General features: G+C 63.8%; 18 protein-coding genes and 1 pseudogene. 8 read left to right on the top strand and 11 right to left on the bottom strand.

The annotated features are described in order from the left end of the window. The first annotated feature begins 236 nt into the window (after positions 1 to 236). Positions 237 to 1,325 carry a winged helix-turn-helix domain-containing protein gene (locus AC0L3J_RS19015; RefSeq protein ID WP_456765604.1) on the top strand — a complete coding sequence of 363 codons (1,089 nt, stop codon included), beginning with the start codon at positions 237 to 239 and terminating at the stop codon, positions 1,323 to 1,325. Between the two features lie 272 nt (positions 1,326 to 1,597). Here AC0L3J_RS19015 and AC0L3J_RS19020 read toward each other — a convergent pair whose 3' ends face one another. The 6 genes from AC0L3J_RS19020 to AC0L3J_RS19045 form a co-directional block, all read right to left on the bottom strand. Next, entirely contained in the window at positions 1,598 to 1,804 is a 207-nt protein-coding gene (locus AC0L3J_RS19020) for a YodC family protein (RefSeq protein WP_018454945.1), read from the bottom strand. Positions 1,805 to 2,178: 374 nt separating this feature from the next. Next, positions 2,179 to 2,925 carry an HAD family hydrolase gene (locus AC0L3J_RS19025; RefSeq protein WP_456765603.1) on the bottom strand — a complete coding sequence of 249 codons (747 nt, stop codon included), beginning with the start codon at positions 2,923 to 2,925 and terminating at the stop codon, positions 2,179 to 2,181. After that, entirely contained in the window at positions 2,922 to 3,809 is an 888-nt protein-coding gene (gene hemF / locus AC0L3J_RS19030) for an oxygen-dependent coproporphyrinogen oxidase (RefSeq protein WP_456765602.1), read from the bottom strand. Before hemF ends, AC0L3J_RS19025 begins: the two co-directional genes overlap by 4 nt. A 119-nt stretch (positions 3,810 to 3,928) precedes the next feature. Beyond that, positions 3,929 to 4,294, bottom strand: coding sequence for a 6-pyruvoyl trahydropterin synthase family protein (locus tag AC0L3J_RS19035; protein ID WP_219684514.1), 366 nt, complete (start codon positions 4,292 to 4,294; stop codon positions 3,929 to 3,931). Positions 4,295 to 4,311: 17 nt separating this feature from the next. Then, positions 4,312 to 4,944 carry a 7-carboxy-7-deazaguanine synthase gene (gene queE, locus AC0L3J_RS19040; RefSeq protein ID WP_456765601.1) on the bottom strand — a complete coding sequence of 211 codons (633 nt, stop codon included), beginning with the start codon at positions 4,942 to 4,944 and terminating at the stop codon, positions 4,312 to 4,314. Between the two features lie 18 nt (positions 4,945 to 4,962). Further along, positions 4,963 to 5,421, bottom strand: coding sequence for a tRNA (cytidine(34)-2'-O)-methyltransferase (locus tag AC0L3J_RS19045; protein ID WP_007595044.1), 459 nt, complete (start codon positions 5,419 to 5,421; stop codon positions 4,963 to 4,965). A gap of 288 nt (positions 5,422 to 5,709) precedes the next feature. Here AC0L3J_RS19045 and petA point away from each other — a divergent pair, with 288 nt between their 5' ends. The 7 genes and pseudogenes from petA to AC0L3J_RS19080 all read left to right on the top strand — a co-directional run bounded on the left by petA (position 5,710) and on the right by AC0L3J_RS19080 (position 13,417). Beyond that, entirely contained in the window at positions 5,710 to 6,240 is a 531-nt protein-coding gene (gene petA, locus AC0L3J_RS19050; RefSeq protein ID WP_026232845.1) for a ubiquinol-cytochrome c reductase iron-sulfur subunit, read from the top strand. 62 nt (positions 6,241 to 6,302) lie between these two features. Next, positions 6,303 to 8,375: a cytochrome b/c1 gene (fbcH, locus tag AC0L3J_RS19055; RefSeq protein WP_456765600.1), complete on the top strand. Its 2,073-nt coding sequence runs from the start codon at positions 6,303 to 6,305 to the stop codon at positions 8,373 to 8,375. Positions 8,376 to 8,513: 138 nt separating this feature from the next. Then, complete coding sequence (locus AC0L3J_RS19060; protein ID WP_008134159.1) at positions 8,514 to 9,188, top strand: dienelactone hydrolase family protein; 675 nt, start codon at positions 8,514 to 8,516, stop codon at positions 9,186 to 9,188. A gap of 116 nt (positions 9,189 to 9,304) precedes the next feature. Then, positions 9,305 to 9,514, top strand: a pseudogene (locus AC0L3J_RS19065) (DMP19 family protein); the annotation flags it as partial. Between the two features lie 40 nt (positions 9,515 to 9,554). Then, positions 9,555 to 10,457, top strand: a complete 903-nt coding sequence (locus AC0L3J_RS19070) for a DMP19 family protein (RefSeq protein ID WP_456765599.1) — start codon at positions 9,555 to 9,557, stop codon at positions 10,455 to 10,457. Between the two features lie 246 nt (positions 10,458 to 10,703). Continuing rightward, positions 10,704 to 12,869, top strand: a complete 2,166-nt coding sequence (locus tag AC0L3J_RS19075; protein WP_456765598.1) for an anthranilate synthase component I — start codon at positions 10,704 to 10,706, stop codon at positions 12,867 to 12,869. A gap of 8 nt (positions 12,870 to 12,877) precedes the next feature. Further along, positions 12,878 to 13,417: an adenine phosphoribosyltransferase gene (locus AC0L3J_RS19080; RefSeq protein ID WP_007595035.1), complete on the top strand. Its 540-nt coding sequence runs from the start codon at positions 12,878 to 12,880 to the stop codon at positions 13,415 to 13,417. Between the two features lie 39 nt (positions 13,418 to 13,456). Here AC0L3J_RS19080 and AC0L3J_RS19085 read toward each other — a convergent pair whose 3' ends face one another. The 5 genes from AC0L3J_RS19085 to AC0L3J_RS19105 form a co-directional block, all read right to left on the bottom strand. Next, positions 13,457 to 14,125 (bottom strand): hypothetical protein, encoded by a 669-nt coding sequence (locus tag AC0L3J_RS19085; RefSeq protein WP_456765597.1) that lies wholly within the window; start codon positions 14,123 to 14,125, stop codon positions 13,457 to 13,459. Positions 14,126 to 14,185: 60 nt separating this feature from the next. Further along, complete coding sequence (locus tag AC0L3J_RS19090; RefSeq protein WP_027516412.1) at positions 14,186 to 14,941, bottom strand: P-loop NTPase family protein; 756 nt, start codon at positions 14,939 to 14,941, stop codon at positions 14,186 to 14,188. Positions 14,942 to 15,146: 205 nt separating this feature from the next. Continuing rightward, complete coding sequence (locus AC0L3J_RS19095) at positions 15,147 to 16,400, bottom strand: M48 family metallopeptidase (RefSeq protein WP_456765596.1); 1,254 nt, start codon at positions 16,398 to 16,400, stop codon at positions 15,147 to 15,149. 32 nt (positions 16,401 to 16,432) lie between these two features. Continuing rightward, on the bottom strand, positions 16,433 to 16,993 hold the full coding sequence (locus AC0L3J_RS19100) for a LemA family protein (RefSeq protein WP_456765595.1): 561 nt from the start codon (positions 16,991 to 16,993) through the stop codon (positions 16,433 to 16,435). Positions 16,994 to 17,129: 136 nt separating this feature from the next. Further along, positions 17,130 to 18,107, bottom strand: a complete 978-nt coding sequence (locus tag AC0L3J_RS19105; protein WP_456765594.1) for a small ribosomal subunit Rsm22 family protein — start codon at positions 18,105 to 18,107, stop codon at positions 17,130 to 17,132. Between the last annotated feature and the right edge of the window lie 44 nt (positions 18,108 to 18,151).

An 18,151-nucleotide genomic window follows, 5' to 3' on the forward strand; every position in this document is an offset into this window, starting at 1 on the left:
CCAATGCTTGGTCCGGCACGCTTGACGAGGGGCTTACATTTTTCTTACCGGCGGCTTATTCTTTGCGTCCAGCCGGTGCGGGGGCGTTTCCGTGCGGCTGACGTCGGCCGATCCCGCGACGCTGGGCAAGGCACACTTGATATTCGGCTTACATTTTTCCGTTCGAAGGCCTATCCTCCGCCGGACAATCGCTGCGGCGCTCTCGGCAGTAGAGGGCAAGCCTGGGGAATGGTGCCATGCGCTATTTCTTCGAGGACTGTATGCTGGATACCGACCGGCGCGAGTTGCGGCGCGGGGCTGATGCCGTGCCTACGACGCCACAGGTACTTGATCTGCTCGGCTATTTGATCCGCAGCAGGGATCGCGTCGTCAGCAAGGATGATCTCATAAACGCGATTTGGAATGGTCGGATCGTGTCCGATGCGGCCCTGACGACCCGATTGAACGCGGTCCGACGCGCGATCGGTGACTCAGGCGTGCAACAACGTCTTATCAAGACATTTCCACGAAAGGGCTTTCGTTTCGTGGGCGCTGTCCACGATGACGAGCGATGTCCCGAAACTGCGGTGACATCAGGCGCCCTCGCAGAACCGTCGAATCTTGCGCGCGCAGCCGCGGAGGCAGCGGTTTTGGTCCCGGAGTTCTCCGAAAAAGTAGCTTTCAAATGGCGGCCCAAGAACTGGGTGCGTCACATCAGAGGCCCTCTGAAGTTCGTCGGCGGGACGCTGGCGTCGGTGGCTGCCATCGGTGCAATTGCCGGCGGCCTTGTCGGTTATTGGAATGTCTGGAAGACGCTCCGTACCGACGCGGTTCAGGAAGCTCGAGAGCTTCACGGACAGCCGAAAGTCAGGCCCGAGATCGCGCATCGTCTCTCTCTCATCGTGTTGCCCTTCGCCAACCTCACCAACGATCCAGAGCAGGATCACCTTGCCGATGCCATCACGACAGATTTGACGACCGATCTTGCGCGAGCGCCCGCCACTTTCGTCATCGGACGCGAGGCCGCCCGCACCTACAAGAATAAGTCGATCGATCTGAAGCAGCTTGGAACGGATATCGGCACCCGCTGGGCGGTGCGCGGCGCGGTGAAGCGCAGCGGAGATCAGGTGCGGATCAGCGTATCGCTGACTGATCTTCAGACTGCGCACGACGTATGGTCCGACCGGTTCGACGGCGATCGGACAGATCTAGCCATCTTGCAGAAGAATATCACGGTGCGGCTCCTCTGTGTTGCGCACCTGCAGCTCCGCCAATACGAAGAAGCCATCGAACCGTGTAGCCGATCGCTAAATATCGGCGCGGGCCTTCAGGCTTACACAAGCTAATCTCGGCCTACGGCCGACGGGACAAATGGGAATTGCCGTGACAGTGCTGGCTGCACCACTTACGTGAGACACGATGATCCTGAAAGTATCCGCCGAGGAATCCCGTCAGCAAGGTAACGGATGCTGACAAGAGGACGAATCCGGACAACGTCCTCGTCGGCCGTTCTGCCATGCAGCGATGTCCGCTATCGCGCCATTGTTGGCGAAGAAGCGGACATCATGCGCGCCGGAGCTGTGCGCTCCGATCAAACTAGATGCGGCTTCAGCCGCGCTTACTCCTCGTCTTCGTCGTCTTCATCCTCGTCTTCGTCGTCGAGCTCTTCCAGGTGCTCGAGCACCGCAAGCGGGAGCGTCTCGCGAAACAGATCGCCTTCCGCGCCCATCCAGAGACAGATCACGTCGTCGCCTTTCACGTCCGCGACGGTGAGCGGCTGCCCGCCGGATTTCAGCATGACGATATCGCCGGCTTTTAGTTCCATGGATGGTCCTTTCGGGTTGATTGACGGTGAAGCTAGCAAACCGGCATGATGACATGCCAATCACGGGCTACTCGGTCGGTTTATGTGTTGCGGTAGCGCGCATCCGCCGGCCGGACTGCTGAAACGTCGATCAGAGAGCTTTAGGCCGGAGCGATCCCATCACGAGAGGCAATGGCGCCTGTTCGATGGATGGCGCAAGGGCTCTTCCGTCCCGTGCGTCGCGACCATGACACCATGCGCCTGTTTTGCCCGACGGAGCAAACGATTTTGTCAGATCCGCAGTTTACGCTTGCCGCAAGTCCTTGATTTTGCTGCGGCCGTCTACTGTGCATGGGGTTGTTTTCGATGTTTTTGTTTGCGCACCCTGATTGCAGTCAGCCCGGCACCAGTTCTGTCAGCGAGCGGATGATGCGGTCGGGCTTGACGATCGAGCCTTCGGGCAGGCCGTCGCCATGCACGTCGATCCAGATCGAGTAGATGCCGAGACGCTGCGGAGTCACCACTTCCCATTCCAGATTGTCGCCGATCATCCAGGTATCCTCGGCGGTGACGCCGAGCGCGTCCATCGCGTGCAGATAGGCGCGCTCCTCGGGCTTGCCGAAGCCGTGCTCGCCCTCGATCTGGATGTGATGGAAGCGATGCGCCAGCTCGAAGCGCTCCACCTTGGCGCGCTGAGTGTCGGCGGCGCCGTTGGTCACCAGCGCGAGCTTGATGCCGAGCGCCTTGAGCCTGTCGATGGCGTCATGTGCGCCCGGGAAGACGAACATCTCCTCCTCGCGATAGGCGGTGAAACGGTCGGCGAGACGAATGGCGAGGTCGTCGGGCAGGGCACGATGACCGGCGGCCGCGAGCGCGGCGAAGCCGCCCTTGACGGTGAGATGGCGGGCCTCGGCGAGCTTCATCCGCCAGGAGGCGTCCGCATTGGCCCAGAAGTTTTTCGCGAACGATAGGACGGTGCTTGCGACCAGTTGCGGCGGCAGCGGCGCGAGCTCCTCCGCGAACTCCGCTGTGATCGTGTTCCAGGCGATCTCGGGCCGCGCATAGGCCGACAGGATGGTGTCGTCCATGTCGATCAGCATGGCGCGCGGCAGCGGCCTCATTGCGGGCTTCATCGTCGTCATGGCCACTTCACCTCCGGCGGCAGCGACGACAGGATCGAATCCACATTGCCGCCGGTCTTGAGACCGAAGATGGTGCCGCGGTCGTAGAGCAGGTTGAACTCGACATAGCGGCCGCGCCGGATCAATTGCTCTTCGCGATCCTCCGCGGTCCAGCTGGTCTCGAAATTGCGCCGCACGATGTTGGGATAGATCTTCAGGAAAGCGCGGCCGACATCGCGGGTGAAGGCGAGGTCGGCGTCCCAGTCGCCGCTATCGTGCCAGTCGTAGAAGATGCCGCCGATGCCGCGCGCCTCTTTGCGGTGCGGCAGGTGGAAATACTCGTCGCACCACTTCTTGTACTTGTCGTAATCGGCGACGCCGTTCGGCTGCGTGCAGGCCTGTTTCATTGCGGCGTGGAAGGCGATGCTGTCGGCATCGTCCTGCGTGCGCCGGCGGTCGAGCACCGGTGTGAGATCGGCGCCGCCGCCGAACCAGGCTTTCGTGGTGACGACGAAGCGCGTGTTCATGTGCACCGCGGGCACGTGCGGATTGCGCAGATGCGCGATCAGCGAGATGCCGGAGGCCCAGAACTTCGGGTCGTCCGCCGCACCTGGAATCTGCGCGCGAAACTCGGGCGCGAATTCGCCGTGCACGGTGGAGCAGTGCACGCCGACCTTCTCGAACAGACGGCCGGACATCATCGACATCACGCCGCCGCCCCCGGCCGCGCCGGTATGATCGGTACGCTGCCACGGCGTGCGTTTGAAGCGGCCCGGCTCGCCCGGATAAAGGCTTTGCGGGGCATCGTCCTCCAGCCGCTCGAAGCTCGCGCAGATGTCGTCGCGCAGGGCTTCGAACCAGGCGCGTGCGCGCGTCTTGCGGTCTTCGATCGTAGAAACGTCCATATGCAAATCCCAACGAACCGGCTCGTAGGGTGGGCAAAGGCGCGCTTGCGCCGTGCCCACCATCGATCACCGTTTATCTTGAATGGTGGGCACGCTGCGCTTTGCCCACCCTACGAATTCTAGCCTTGCGGGCCGTAATAGGTACAGCTCTCGTTGCAACTGTCGCGGTGGATGCTGACGCGGGTGAGCTTGCCGATAGGGGCGAGCCGCTCCCAGACGAAGCGCGAGAGGTTTTCCAGCGTCGGCGTGCCCAGCGCCTCGATCTTGTTGAGGTACTTGTGGTCCAGAATCATGCGCACGTCCTCGATGGCGCGCTGGACCAGGCCGAGATCGACCACCATGCCGGTTTTGGGATCGGGCGTGCCGCGCAGCGTCACCTCGGCGCGGAAGGAGTGGCCGTGGATCTCTTCGCTATCAGCGCCGAACGTCGTTCCCGACAATGAGTGCGCCGCCTCGAAGCGAAACGATTTCGTCAATTCCCACATCTGTTCGAAAACCAATCCTATCTGATACCGAGCGACTTATGCGTCTGCACGCTGAGCCGCCATTGCGGATGATTGAGGCAATAGTCGATTGCGCCCGCGGTGTTTTGGGCGACCTCGGGCCCGTCCATCGGCTGCAGCGAGAAGCGCTCGAAGGCGAGATCCGCGAAGGCCTCGGGCATGGCGAGCGGCTGCGGATAGACCAGCTTCAGCTCGTGGCCGCGCCGGATCACCAGATCGCTGCCGCCCTTCGGGCTGACGCAGATCCAGTCGAGCCTCTCGGGCGGGGCGATGGTGCCGTTGGTCTCGACCCCGATCTCGAAGCCGCGGGCATGGAGCGCGTCGACCAGCGCGGCATCGACCTGGAGCAGCGGCTCGCCGCCGGTGAGCACCACGTAACGGTTGTCGGCCGACGCCGTCCATTGCGCCGCGATGGTGCCGGCGAGTTCCGCGGCCGAGGCATAGCGCCCGCCGAGCGTGCCGTCGGTGCCGACGAAATCGGTGTCGCAGAATTTGCAGGTGGCCTCGCTGCGGTCGGCCTCGCGCCCGCTCCAGAGATTGCAGCCGGCAAAACGGCAAAACACGGACGCGCGCCCGGCATGGGCGCCTTCGCCTTGCAGGGTCAGGAAGATTTCCTTGACCGCGTAACTCAACCGTCTCTCCTCAACATCTCAAACTTGCGGGTTCCGGAGCTGCCGCAGCGCTTCGCCTGCGGCCATCGCCGCGGTCATGGCGACATTGAGCGACCGCAGCCCCGGAGCGATCGGGATCACCAGCCGCGCGTCCGCCGCCTCGACCACCGCCTCGGTGACGCCGGCGCTCTCGCGCCCGAATAGCAGGATGTCCGCCGTCTGGTAACGGAAATCGCGGTAGTCGGTCGCCCCTTTGGTGGTGAACAGCAGCAGGCGGGCGCCCTGCGCCGCGCGCCATTGCTCGAATTTCGACCAGGAGTCGTGCCTGACGATGCTGACCTGATCGAGGTAGTCCATTCCCGCCCGGCGGAAATGCCGGTCGGAGACGGGGAAGCCCGCCGGCTCGATGATATGGGCGGCCACGCCCAGACAGGCGCAGAGCCTGAGAATCGTGCCGGTGTTCTGGGGGATGTCAGGTTGGAAAAGCGCTATCTGCATGGGCTCTGCATGGGCTGTATCGGTTCGGTGCGGGCCGGAAATGTCTCAATAAAACATCGCTGGCCGCGGAATTCGTGCATTGCACGCTCCCGCGCCGATAGCGGGCTTGCGCTCGCCCGGCAAGGGTGCCAATAGAACGATTCTGGACTGCTGTTTTCGCCTTGTTTTGGTGGGGGCACGCGAAGTTCTGCCGCCGCGGGGGGCCGCGGGCGCCGGCAGGCTGTTCTGGGGACCTTGGGGGCTCCTGGAGCGGTTCCGCCGGCTGCATAAGAAGAAAGGGTTGGAATCGTGACGACAGCGTCTTCGGCGGACCATCCGACACGCCGTGATTTCTTATTCGTTGCAACGGGGGCAGCTGCAGCAGTAGGGGGCGCAGCCGCGCTCTGGCCCTTCATTTCCCAAATGAATCCTGATGCGTCGACCATCGCCGCCGGTGCGCCGATCGAGGTCGATCTCAGCCCGGTCGCCGAGGGGCAGGACATCAAGGTGTTCTGGCGCGGCAAACCGATCTATATCAGCCACCGCACCAAGAAGCAGATCGACGAGGCGCGCGCCGTCAACGTGGCGAGCCTGCCCGATCCGCAGTCCGACGAGGCCCGGGTCAAGTCCGGCCACGAGCAGTGGCTGGTCGTGATCGGCATCTGCACCCATCTCGGCTGCATCCCGATCGCCCATGAAGGCAATTACGACGGGTTCTTCTGCCCCTGCCATGGTTCGCAGTACGATTCGTCCGGCCGCATCCGCCAGGGGCCCGCGCCCGCGAACCTGCCGGTGCCGCCGTACCAGTTCGTTTCCGACACCAAAATCCAGATCGGCTGAGCCTCGGGCCCTCGTCCGAAGCTTCGCGCCGTCTCGTCGTACTATTTCCTCAGGATCGCATCATGAGCGGACCATCCGACTACCAGCCGAGCAATCCGGCCCTGCAATGGATCGAGCGACGTCTGCCGATCCTCGGCCTCATGCACTCCTCTTTCGTGGTCTATCCCACCCCGCGCAACCTGAACTATTGGTGGACCTTCGGCGCCATCCTCTCCTTCATGCTGGGGATCCAGATCCTGACCGGCGTGATCCTGGCGATGCACTACACGCCGCACGCCGACCTCGCCTTCAAGTCGGTCGAGCTGCTGGTCCGTGACGTCAATTACGGTTGGCTGCTGCGCAACATGCACGCCGTCGGCGCCTCGATGTTCTTCGTCGCCGTCTACGTCCACATGCTGCGCGGCCTCTATTACGGCTCCTACAAGGAGCCGCGCGAAGTGCTCTGGATCCTCGGCGTCATCATCTACCTGCTGATGATGGCGACGGGCTTCATGGGCTACGTGCTCCCCTGGGGCCAGATGAGCTTCTGGGGCGCCACCGTCATCACCAATCTGTTCTCCGCCATCCCCTATGTCGGCGAGAGCATCGTGACGCTCTTGTGGGGCGGCTATTCGGTCGGCAACCCGACGCTGAACCGCTTCTTCTCGCTGCACTATCTGCTGCCGTTCTTGATCGCGGGCGTCGTCGTGCTCCACGTCTGGGCGCTGCATGTCTCCGGCCAGAACAACCCTGATGGCGTCGAGCCCAAGACGGAGAAGGACACGGTTCCGTTCACGCCGCATGCGACCATCAAGGACATGTTTGGCGTGTCCTGCTTCATGCTGCTCTACGCCTGGTTCATCTTCTACATGCCGAACTACCTCGGTGACGCCGACAATTACATTCCCGCGAACCCGGGCGTGACGCCGCCGCACATCGTGCCAGAATGGTATTATCTGCCGTTCTACGCAATCCTGCGCTCGATCCCGAACAAGCTCGCGGGCGTGATCGGGATGTTCTCGGCGATCATCATCCTGTGCTTCCTGCCCTGGCTTGATGCTGCCAAGACCAAATCGTCGAAGTACCGTCCGCTGGCCAAGCAGTTCTTCTGGATCTTCGTCGCGGTCTGCATCCTGCTCGGCTATCTCGGCGCGCAGCCGCCGGAAGGCATCTACGTGATCGCCGGCCGGGTCCTGACGTTCTGCTACTTCGCCTACTTCCTGATCGTGCTGCCGCTGCTCTCGCGCATCGAGAAGCCGCGGCCGGTGCCGAACTCGATCTCGGATGCCGTCCTGGCCAAAACCGGAAGCAGGTCGACGCCGATGGTGTCGAGCGCGATCGTGCTTGCGCTGGCGGGCGCTTTGTTTGCGGGCTCCGCCGACAACGCGCGTGCCTCCGAAGGCAGCGACAAGCCGCCGGGCAACAAATGGTCGTTCGCCGGTCCGTTCGGCAAGTACGACCGCGGCGCGTTGCAGCGCGGCCTGAAGGTCTACAAGGAAGTCTGCGCCAACTGCCACGGCCTGTCCTACGTCGCCTTCCGCAACCTCGCGGAAGCTGGTGGTCCCGGCTATTCGGTCGCGCAGGCTGCGGCCTTCGCCTCCGACTACAAGGTCAAGGACGGCCCGAACGACGCGGGTGACATGTTCGAACGCCCGGGCCGACCGGCGGATTATTTCCCCTCGCCATTCCCGAACGAGCAGGCCGCGCGTGCGGCGAACGGCGGCGCGGCGCCGCCTGATCTGTCGCTGATCACCAAGGCGCGCTCCTACGGCCGCGGCTTCCCCTGGTTCATCGTCGACTTCTTCACTCAGTATCAGGAGCAGGGCCCGGACTACGTCTCGGCGGTGCTCCAGGGCTTTGAGGACAAGGCGCCCGAAGGCGTGACCATCCCGGAGGGCTCCTACTACAACAAGTATTTCCCGGGCCACGCCATCAAGATGCCGAAGCCGCTCAGCGATGGCCAGGTCACCTATGACGACGGCTCGCCGACCACGATCGCGCAATATTCCAAGGACGTCACCACGTTCCTGATGTGGACCGCCGAACCCCACATGGAAGCGCGCAAGCGCCTCGGTTTCCAGGTCTTCATCTTCCTGATCATCTTCGCCGGCCTGATGTACTTCACCAAGAAGAAGGTCTGGGCCGACTCGCACTGAGCGGCCCGAGGCGAGAATGAAGAGGCCCCCGCGAGGGGGCTTTTTTGTTGGGCACGAGAGTGTGTTGTCAGGCGCGATTGCCTATCGCGCGCTCAAACGCCAAAATGCCGCGAACTCAAAAACTCGTCGGAGGACACCATGGGAACCGCCATCACCTTCAAGCGCCCGGACGGCAAGGACGCATCGGGGTATCTCGCCAATGCCGCGCGCGGCAACGCGCCGGGCGTGGTCGTCATCCAGGAATGGTGGGGCCTGTCGGACCAGATCAAGGGTCTCTGCGACCGCTTCGCGCTGGCCGGTTTCGATGCGCTCGCGCCTGATCTCTACAAAGGCAAGGTGGTGCCGTATCACGACACCGACGCGGCCGGCAAAGAGATGAACTCGCTCGACTTCATGGACGCCACCACGCAGACCGTGCGCGGCGCCACGCAATATCTGTCGCGCAACGGCGCCAAGGTCGGGCTAACCGGCTTCTGCCTCGGCGGCGCCGTCACCATCATCGGCGCGGTGCACGTGCCGGAGCTCGCGGCCGGCGTGGTGTTCTACGGCATTCCGCCGGAGCAGGCGGCGAAGCCCGCCGACGTCAAGATCCCGCTCCAGGCCCATTTCGCCAACAAGGACGATTGGTGCACGCCGGAGCTGGTCAACGGCTTCGAAAAGGCCATGAAGGCCGCCGGCAAGTCGCTGGAGCTGTTCCGCTATGACGCCGAGCACGCCTTCGTCAACGAGCAGCGCCAGGCGGTCCACGACCGCGAAGCCGCCGAGCTCGCCTGGGGCAGGGCGACGGAATTTTTCCGAAAGCATCTGGGGTAGGCCGGGCGGCGGCGCGCCGCGATATGCGCTAGCGCCGCATCGCGTTTGAAAATCGATCACTGCAATCATAGAGTGCAGTCGCAGGGGTTTCCACCATGCCACTGCAGGAGAGCACGATGATTGTGGAAGGCCGCTTGACCAAGGTTGTGGTGTCCCGCGAAGCGCTGGAGGCGGCTCGGGACCCCCAGAAGGCCCATTATCTCACTGGCGCTGTGGTCGACTATGTCAGCCGAATTCAGCATTTCGGCGTCTACACGAGAGGTGAACTCCCGGCCGTGGCCATACAGGCCTATCATGCCGACTTCTATCTCGCTCAGGTCTGCAACGGCGGTCACAGCCAGTTCATCGGCAACACAGGGGCTCGCGATGCTCCCAACGACGTCCGGCGATGCACTCGCTGGATTGGAGGCGATGGGAGCGAGCGCGCAACACCAGATCTTGCAGGAGATGATCGCCTGGGTAGAGGCACATCCCGACGAGGCTGCGCTGCAGACCGGATTCGAAAACCGCGCCGCGGCGCTCAGCGCGCTTGATGAGCGCTTCTATGCGGTAGAACGAGAGCAGCCAATGATACCACTCGCGGCCCGATGGATCGCGAGCTGGCCCGAATTGCACGCCGTCGCGCAGGAGCAGTATGCTTCTGAAATCGAGCGGCTTGCGCAGCTTAACCCACATCTGTCCCACCGCCGGATCTGGCAAAGCGTTCGCCACATCAGCTTCCAGATGACTGACGATTTGCAGATCACGATCGCGGCGGCCTGTGGGGCGGTGAGGCCTGACCCGGAGCTCAAGGTCATGGTGCTTCCAGGATTCGACACGGATGTGGAGGGGCAGCAATGCACGGCGTTCGTCGTAAGGACCAACAAGGGCTCGCGGCTATGCGCCTTTGACGAGGCGGGTGGACGATTTTATGAACTTGCGAAGCCCCCTACGATAGTGGGCGCGCGGCTGTCGACTGTGGGGACTGACACGATCCAGAATTTCTCGAGAATTGCCGAGCAAAACTTTGCGGCCGAAGCGATCGACCTGCTGTTGCGGAAGTTAAGTCTGGGTCCCACGGCGGTGATCACGGCCTTGAGCGTCAGCGACGATCGAGCCAGTTGGTGTGCGGTCACAGGAGAGACCAGCGTTTTGGTCGAAACATTTGGCGACCGCGCCCAGGTCATCGGATCTGACGGTGAACTCGTGCTCACGGTCATGCGAGACGAAATCGAGCGTCATGCCGCAGACGCGGCCGTTGGGCGCGACAGCCTGCAAGACCGGCCATAACCCTCGCGATTTGCGCCATTTTGCGGTTGAGGCGACCGAGCCACCCTTGACGCCGTCCCCGGGCCATGGTGAGTATCCGCCCCATGAGCACCGCCGTCCGCCCATCCCGTCTTTGGTGGCGCACCTCCTAAGAGGTGGCCGGTGCGATTTATTCTCCCAAAATCGTCTGAGGTCGCCCACGCAGTGCGGCGGCCTGATCGTTTGTCCTGTGTGGCGTTCCCTCGACAAGTTTCGTAAGAGGACCCCATGAACAGGACCGTCTTTGCCCTTCCGGCTCGAAGCGACTATGTGACCCGCGCGGGGCTTGCGATCACGCGCGTGGCGGAACAGTTTTCCGGCGGCGCCAACCGGCTCGACGATCTCGTCAGCCTGCTCGACCGCCGCCGCGGCGTGGTGCTGTCGTCGGGTACGACCGTGCCCGGCCGCTACGAGAGTTTTGACCTCGGCTTCTCCGACCCGCCGCTCAAGCTCGAGACCACCGGCGTCAATTTCAAGCTGGAAGCGCTGAACGCGCGCGGGGAGGTGCCGATCGCCTTCCTCGCCGACGTCTTGCGCGAACCCTGCGTCGTGATCTCCGAGACGACGCCCACGCGCCTTGCCGGTCATATCATTCGCGGCGAAGCCCCGATCGACGAAGACCAGCGCACGCGGCGCGCCAGCGTGATGTCGCTGGTGCGCGATCTCGTCGCCGCGTTCTCCGCCAACGACGACGGCGTGCTCGGCCTGTTCGGCGCCTTCGCCTACGACCTCGTGTTCCAGATCGAGGACCTCGTGCAGAAGCGCGCGCGCGAGAGCGACCAGCGCGACGTCGTGCTCTACGTGCCCGACCGCCTGCTCGCCTATGACCGCGCCACCGGCCGCGGCGTCGTGCTCACTTACGATTTCGTGTGGAAGGGCAAGTCCACCGCGGGCCTGCCGCATGAGACCGCCGAGAGCCCATACCTCAAGACACCGCGCCAGGGCTTTGCCGATCACGCGCCCGGCGAATATCAGGCTACGGTCGAGACCGCGCGCGCTGCCTTTGCGCGTGGCGATCTGTTCGAGGCGGTGCCAGGGCAACTCTTCGCCGAGCCCTGCGATCGCTCGCCGGCGGAAGTGTTCCAGCGGCTCTGCGTCATCAACCCGTCGCCGTACGGCGCCCTGATGAATCTTGGCGAGGGCGAATTTCTCGTCTCGGCCTCACCGGAAATGTTCGTGCGCTCGGACGGACGCCGGGTCGAGACCTGCCCGATCTCGGGTACGATCGCGCGCGGTACCGATGCGATCGGCGATGCCGAGCAGATCCGCCAGCTCCTGAACTCCGAGAAGGACGAGTTCGAGCTCAACATGTGCACCGACGTCGACCGCAACGACAAGGCGCGCGTCTGCGTTCCCGGCACCATCAAGGTGCTGGCGCGTCGGCAGATCGAGACCTATTCAAAACTCTTCCACACCGTCGACCATGTCGAAGGCATGCTGCGTCCCGGCTTCGATGCGCTCGATGCGTTCCTCACCCATGCCTGGGCGGTCACCGTCACCGGCGCGCCAAAACTCTGGGCGATGCAGTTCGTCGAGGATCACGAGCGCTCGCCGCGCCGCTGGTATGCCGGCGCGATCGGGGCGGTGAATTTCGACGGCAGCATCAATACCGGTCTCACCATCCGTACCATCCGGATGAAGGAAGGCCTTGCGGAAGTGCGCGTCGGCGCCACCTGTTTGTTCGACTCCGATCCCGCCGCCGAGGACCGCGAATGCCAGGTCAAGGCCGCAGCCCTGTTCCAGGCGCTGCGCGGCGATCCGCCGAAGCCGCTGTCGGCCTTTGCGCCCGATGCCACCGGAAGCGGCAAGCGGGTGCTGCTGATCGACCATGACGACAGCTTTGTGCATATGCTGGCCGATTACTTCCGTCAGGTCGGCGCCGACGTCACCGTGGTCCGCCATGTGCATGCGCTCGACATGCTCAAGCAGAAGCGGTGGGATTTGCTGGTGCTGTCGCCCGGGCCCGGCAGGCCTGAGGATTTCGGGATCAAGAAGACCATCGACGCGGCACTGGAGAACAAGCTGCCGGTGTTCGGCGTCTGCCTCGGCGTCCAGGCGATCGGCGAGTATTTCGGCGGCGAGCTCGGGCAGCTCACGCATCCCGCCCACGGCCGGCCCTCGCGGGTTCAGGTGCGCGGCGGGCGGCTGATGCGCAATCTGCCGAACGAGATCGTGATCGGCCGCTATCACTCGCTCTATGTCGAGCGCGACAGCATGCCGGAGGTGCTATCCGTCACCGCCAGCACCGAGGACGGCGTCGCCATGGCGCTCGAGCACAAGACCCTGCCGGTCGCCGGCGTGCAATTCCATCCGGAATCGCTGATGTCGCTCAGCGGCGAGGTGGGCTTACGAATTGTCGAGAACGCGTTCCGTTTGGACGCGCGCGCTGATTGAGAGGCACCATGACTTTTGACCACGATCTGAAGGCGAGCGTCCGCACCATCCCGGACTACCCGAAACCCGGGATCTTGTTCCGCGACATCACCACGCTGCTCGCGGATGCGCGTGCGTTCCGCCGCGCGGTCGACGAGCTCGTCAATCCCTGGGCCGGCAACAAGATCGACAAGGTCGCCGGCATGGAAGCGCGCGGCTTCATCATCGGCGGCGCGGTGGCGCACCAGGTGTCGGCCGGCTTCGTGCCGATCCGGAAAAAGGGCAAGCTGCCGCACACCACCGTGCGGATCGCTTACTCTCTCGAATACGGCATCGACGAGATGGAGATGCATGTCGACGCCATCCAGCCCGGCGAGCGCGTGATCCTGGTCGACGACCTCATCGCCACCGGCGGCACCGCGGAAGGCGCGGTGAAATTGCTGCGCCAGATCGGCGCCAATGTGGTCGCCGCCTGCTTCATCATCGACCTGCCCGATCTCGGCGGCGCCGCCAAGCTGCGCGCGATGGACGTGCCGGTGCGCACGCTGATGACGTTCGAGGGGCACTGAGCCAGGACGCCGAGGAATATCGCCCGGGTAAATTCTCGCCTAGGACCGTTGCAGGATCAGGCTGAGCTCGAGCTCGCGGAAGGCGAGATAATTGCGCCGGGTCCACTGGTGCAGCTCGGTCGAGGCATCCTTCTCCTGGCGCAGATAGCCGGTAAAGGAGAAGTTCAGGCGGCCGATATAGGTCTTCAGGAAGCCGGGCAGCGCCGGCAGGCGCAACAGCCGGCCGCCGGCCATCGCTGCCGGCAGCTCGCCGCGCACGATGTGCTCGTTGTCCACCGTGATCAGATTGATCCGCGGGATCTGTTCGCGCAGCATCTCGTGGGCGCGAGCCGAGACGCGGTCGGTGTCGGCGACGAACAGGATCATCGGCGCGACGTGGCGGCGCGCCGCCTCTTTCCACAGGCCGATTTCCTCGGTCATCTTGAAGAACTCGTCGAAAGCGTGGAAGCCGAGGTCGATCACCTTGGCAACCCCGTCATCGACGATGACGCGATCCATCAGCTGCATCTTGCCATAGGTGTCGATCACGTCGGCGGTCTCCGTGATCTTCGGCAGATAGTCGAGCAGCGACGGCTCCTTCAAGTTGACGTCGAAGGCCACGACGTTGCCGTTCTTGAGCAGCAAAAATTCGCTCAAAAGCCGCGCCAGCAGGGTCTTGCCGACCTGCGGGCGGGGCGAGCAAATGATGTAGAGGGGCGTCGCGGGCATCGATAGCTATATCAGTCGAACTTGGCGACCAATCCAGCCGTATCCGCCCGGCTTGCGCAACTATTTTTCGCTGTTGCGGCTCCCGGATTTCGTCGAGCCGACGATATCGGTCAGCCGGATCCGGTCGAATTCGCTCCAGACGTTCGCAAGCCAATGCCGGACATAGCCGCGCAGCACGAACGAATAGTTCGCGGCCTCGTCGTTGATGCCCTTGTTGGCGACGAATTTCAGGAACGGGACGGAGGACACCTCGACCTGCTCATAGGCCATTTCGTTGAGCTTGGGGATGGTCAGCTCGGTCGCGTCCTTGATGCGGTTGAAATACGATTGGTAGGTCGCCTGATCCCACTGGAAGAACTGGGTATCGTTGATGAAGTTCTTCACCAGGAAGTATTTGGCACCCCCCATGAAGCCCGCGGTCTCGGCGATTTCGTCCAGAGAAGCGATCGAGGGTCCGAGGATGTGGAACACGGCAAAGGTGATCTGGCCGGCCTTGGCGGCGTCGAGGAAACCGATGTCGCGCAAGGAGGCGAGCGCCGGCGAGAGCAGGCCGGCGCGGACGTCGATCACGGTGACCGACGGGCTCGTCGCGTTGAGCGTGTCGAAGATCTTCATCTGATCCGACGTCGTCGTCATGTCGACGATCTCGGTGATGTCGGGGTGGAAGCGCTTCAGGGTTCCGCGCGGCGACTCGGTGTCGAAGGCGCGCGTCGGCACGTTGTTGGCGGAAAAATAATCGAGCAAGGTGCGCGACACAGTGGTCTTGCCGACCCCGCCCTTGTCTGCGCCCACCACAACCACTGCCGGCTTTGCCATTGCTGTCCCCTAACGCGCGCCCCCGATCGCGAAGTCGCAATCGGCCGGGCCCCAAATCGATGTCGCAAAGATGTCCCAAGTCTGCTGTTGGGCGCGAACATGGCAGAAACAAGGGATAATTCAATTCCGCAGGGCCCAGTTACGGCAATTCCCGAGGTTTTTCGCAATCGCGACGAAACCCGCCGCGCATGGCGTCAAATCACGCTCAATGGCGGCCCCAAGGACCCATAGGATTTCCTGTGGGATTGCCCAAGGAATTACCTATCGGGTTGCTGCTGGCGGTTCCAGCGGAGCTGGGTGCGGGCAACGGCGGCGGACTGGCTGCGCCGCCTGCGTCGTTCCAAGGACCTCGCCTGGGACCCTGGCGCAGCGGCGGTGGAGTGTCCTGCCGGTCGGCTTGCGCGTCTGGCTCCTCGGCCTCGTCGGCGGGAGGCGGCAGCGGGCCAGGATCATGGCCGCCGGCGAACTTGACCAGTGCGTCGACCCGGGACTGCACCGACGGGTGGGTCGCGAACAAATCGGCAAAACCCTCGCGTGGATTGTCCACACAGAGCTCCATCACTGCCGAGGTTGCGCCCGGTAGTTCGCCGCGGTTCTCGATCTTGCGCAGGGCCGAGATCATGGCGTCCGGGTTTTTCGTCAGCTCGACGGAGCCCGCGTCCGCGAGATATTCGCGCGAGCGCGACAGCGCGAGCTTCACCACCTGCGACAACAGCCAGGCCACCACGATCAGCACGACCGCGATGATGATGACGATCACCGCGCCGCCCCCCGAACTCTTGCTGTCGCTCGACGACGAGGACGATCGTGACGACGAGGAGGAGCCCGACGACCACGAGCCGCCGGAGCCCCAGCTGAAATTCGTGAACAGGCGGAAGAACAGTTCGCCGAAGAACCCGACCACACCCGCGATGATGACGGCGACCACCATGAGCTGCACGTCGCCGTTCTTGATGTGGGTCAGCTCATGGCCCAGCACCGCCTCGATCTCCTTGTCATCCAGCGCATCGAGGAGACCGGTGGTGACGGTGACCGAATATTGCCGTGGATTGAGGCCGGTCGCGAACGCGTTCAGCGCCGGGCTCTCCATGATCTTCAGCTTCGGCATCGTGATGCCGCGCGAGATGCAGAGATTTTCGAGCAGATTATAGAGCCGCGGCTCCTCTTGCCGGGTGACGTCGTGGCCGCCGGTCACCGCATCGATCATCGACTGGTGGAAGAAGTAGGCGATCACGACCCAGGCCGCTGCCACGACGGTCGCAACCGGTGCGGCGACTTTCAGATCATAGAAGGCGCGTCTCAGATAATGGACGACGGTCTCGTCGCCATTGATGACGACTTCGGCGATCAGCGCGCCGGCATAGACCAGCACATAGACCAGCGCGAACAGGCCGGCGAGCAGCAGCATCGAACGAAACTTGTTCGAGGCGATGTGCGTGTAGAGACCATACGCGGCCATGACGCGATGCCCTGCCGGCCTATCGGCTCAACTCAGAACTTCACCTGCGGCGTGGCCTCGACCTCGGTGCGGCTGGCACCGAGATCGAAGAAGTCCTTCTTGGTGAAGCCGAACATGCCGGCGAACAGAGCGGCGGGCATCTGCTGGATGCCGGTGTTGTATTCCTGGACCGCGTTGTTGAAGAAGCGGCGGCTGGCTGCGATCTTGTTCTCGAGATCGGACAGCTCGCTGGCGAGCTGCTGGAAATTGGCGTTGGCCTTCAGGTCGGGATAGGCCTCCGACAGCGCGATCAGCCGGCCGAGCGCGCCGGAGAGCTGGGTCTCGGCCGCGGACACTTGTGCCGGTCCCTGCGCCGACATCGCCGAATTGCGCGCCTTGACGACGTCGTCGAGCGTGCCGCGCTCATGCGAGGCATAGCCCTTCACCGTCTCGACCAGGTTCGGGATCAGATCGTGGCGCTGCTTGAGCTGCACGTCGACGTCGGCAAAGGCCTGGCCGACGCGTTGGCCCAGCGCCACCAGCCGGTTGTAGGCGGCGAAGGCAAAGAACACGAGGACGACGATAACGCCGAGGACGATCCAGCCGGTCGACATGGAGAACTCCTGAAGGGGGAAGGGCGGGCGCTAGGGTAGACCAAATTGGTGCGGAGCGAGAGCCCCGCGCAGAGGGGAGGTAGGATTTGGTCGGATGAGGGGCTATCCGAGTTCAAGGTGAAAGAGCCGGAGGAAGTTAACTTTCGGCAATGGCGGCATCGCCCCAGCGCCAGCGCCGAGCGCTGGCATAGGCGGCCTTGTCACGGCGCGGCACCTTCGTGATCGCGAGGCCTTCCCCGGTGCACACCTTGGCCGTGATCTCGGCCTTGCCGACATCCGGCGGCGCCAGCACGCGTGCGGCGCGGGTTGCCGGCGGCGTACGGGTCAGCGCCACGTAGATGAATCGCTCGTCCTCGAACGGCACCTCGGCGCCCTTGATCTGGCGATGAGCCTGCGAGCGCGGCAAGCGCTGGGAGAAATGGCACCAGTCGGGCGCCGCCAGCGGACACGGCTTTTCGTGCGGGCAGGGTGCGGCGACGTAGGCGCCCGCCGCGATCAGTTGCTGGCGCAAAGCGAGGATGCGGGCGTAGCCGGCGGGCGTGCCGGGCTCGATCACGACCAGCGCGTGGCGCGCTTTCGCCCACATCGCTTCCGCGAGCTTGCGTTGATCGCCCTCACTGAGCTCGCCGATGACATAGCTCGCGACGACGAGATCGGCTTGCGAGACCTCGGCGAGGTTCGCGCCGGCATCGCCCGGCAGATAGCGGCAATCCGCCAGACGCGTGCTGTCGCGCGCCAGTTCGAGCGCGAGACGGCTGAGCGTGGCGTTGGCGTCGAGCAGGGTGAAATCCTGCAGCGAGGAGAACGCCTCCGCGGCGGCCCAGCTCGCGGTGCCCGGACCGGCGCCGACGTCGAGCAATGTTTCCGGAGCGAAGTCCGGTGCGATCTCGGTCAGCGCATTCAGGCTCGCCGCCACCGCCGCGTAGGTCGCCGGCATGCGCGCGAGCGCATAGGCGAGCGCATCGGCCTCCGACTTGATCGTGCCGGAGCCGCCGCCTGTGCGATAGGTGGTCGAGATTTTCTGCGATCGTTGCGCAGCGTCGGTGCGGGAAAAGCCCTGCAGCTTGCCGTCGAGGGCCGCTTTCAGTTCGGCGGGGAGCGTCGGAGAGATCATGTTTGATCATCCGCTTTCGCGGATGACGACGTCAATGGGTGCGT

The organism is Bradyrhizobium sp. Kon37 (assembly GCF_055807535.1).

Coding starts and splice junctions, on each gene's coding strand:
- AC0L3J_RS19075 (WP_456765598.1), top strand. CDS start 10,704: ATGAACAGGACCGTCTTTGCCCTTCCGGCTCGAAGCGACTATGTGACC.
- AC0L3J_RS19015 (WP_456765604.1), top strand. CDS start 237: ATGCGCTATTTCTTCGAGGACTGTATGCTGGATACCGACCGGCGCGAG.
- AC0L3J_RS19045 (WP_007595044.1), bottom strand. CDS start 5,421: ATGCAGATAGCGCTTTTCCAACCTGACATCCCCCAGAACACCGGCACG.
- AC0L3J_RS19025 (WP_456765603.1), bottom strand. CDS start 2,925: ATGACGACGATGAAGCCCGCAATGAGGCCGCTGCCGCGCGCCATGCTG.
- AC0L3J_RS19020 (WP_018454945.1), bottom strand. CDS start 1,804: ATGGAACTAAAAGCCGGCGATATCGTCATGCTGAAATCCGGCGGGCAG.
- AC0L3J_RS19100 (WP_456765595.1), bottom strand. CDS start 16,993: ATGTCGACCGGCTGGATCGTCCTCGGCGTTATCGTCGTCCTCGTGTTC.
- AC0L3J_RS19080 (WP_007595035.1), top strand. CDS start 12,878: ATGACTTTTGACCACGATCTGAAGGCGAGCGTCCGCACCATCCCGGAC.
- AC0L3J_RS19070 (WP_456765599.1), top strand. CDS start 9,555: ATGCTCCCAACGACGTCCGGCGATGCACTCGCTGGATTGGAGGCGATG.
- AC0L3J_RS19090 (WP_027516412.1), bottom strand. CDS start 14,941: ATGGCAAAGCCGGCAGTGGTTGTGGTGGGCGCAGACAAGGGCGGGGTC.
- AC0L3J_RS19095 (WP_456765596.1), bottom strand. CDS start 16,400: ATGGCCGCGTATGGTCTCTACACGCACATCGCCTCGAACAAGTTTCGT.
- fbcH (WP_456765600.1), top strand. CDS start 6,303: ATGAGCGGACCATCCGACTACCAGCCGAGCAATCCGGCCCTGCAATGG.
- AC0L3J_RS19105 (WP_456765594.1), bottom strand. CDS start 18,107: ATGATCTCTCCGACGCTCCCCGCCGAACTGAAAGCGGCCCTCGACGGC.
- AC0L3J_RS19035 (WP_219684514.1), bottom strand. CDS start 4,294: ATGTGGGAATTGACGAAATCGTTTCGCTTCGAGGCGGCGCACTCATTG.
- AC0L3J_RS19060 (WP_008134159.1), top strand. CDS start 8,514: ATGGGAACCGCCATCACCTTCAAGCGCCCGGACGGCAAGGACGCATCG.
- hemF (WP_456765602.1), bottom strand. CDS start 3,809: ATGGACGTTTCTACGATCGAAGACCGCAAGACGCGCGCACGCGCCTGG.
- AC0L3J_RS19085 (WP_456765597.1), bottom strand. CDS start 14,125: ATGCCCGCGACGCCCCTCTACATCATTTGCTCGCCCCGCCCGCAGGTC.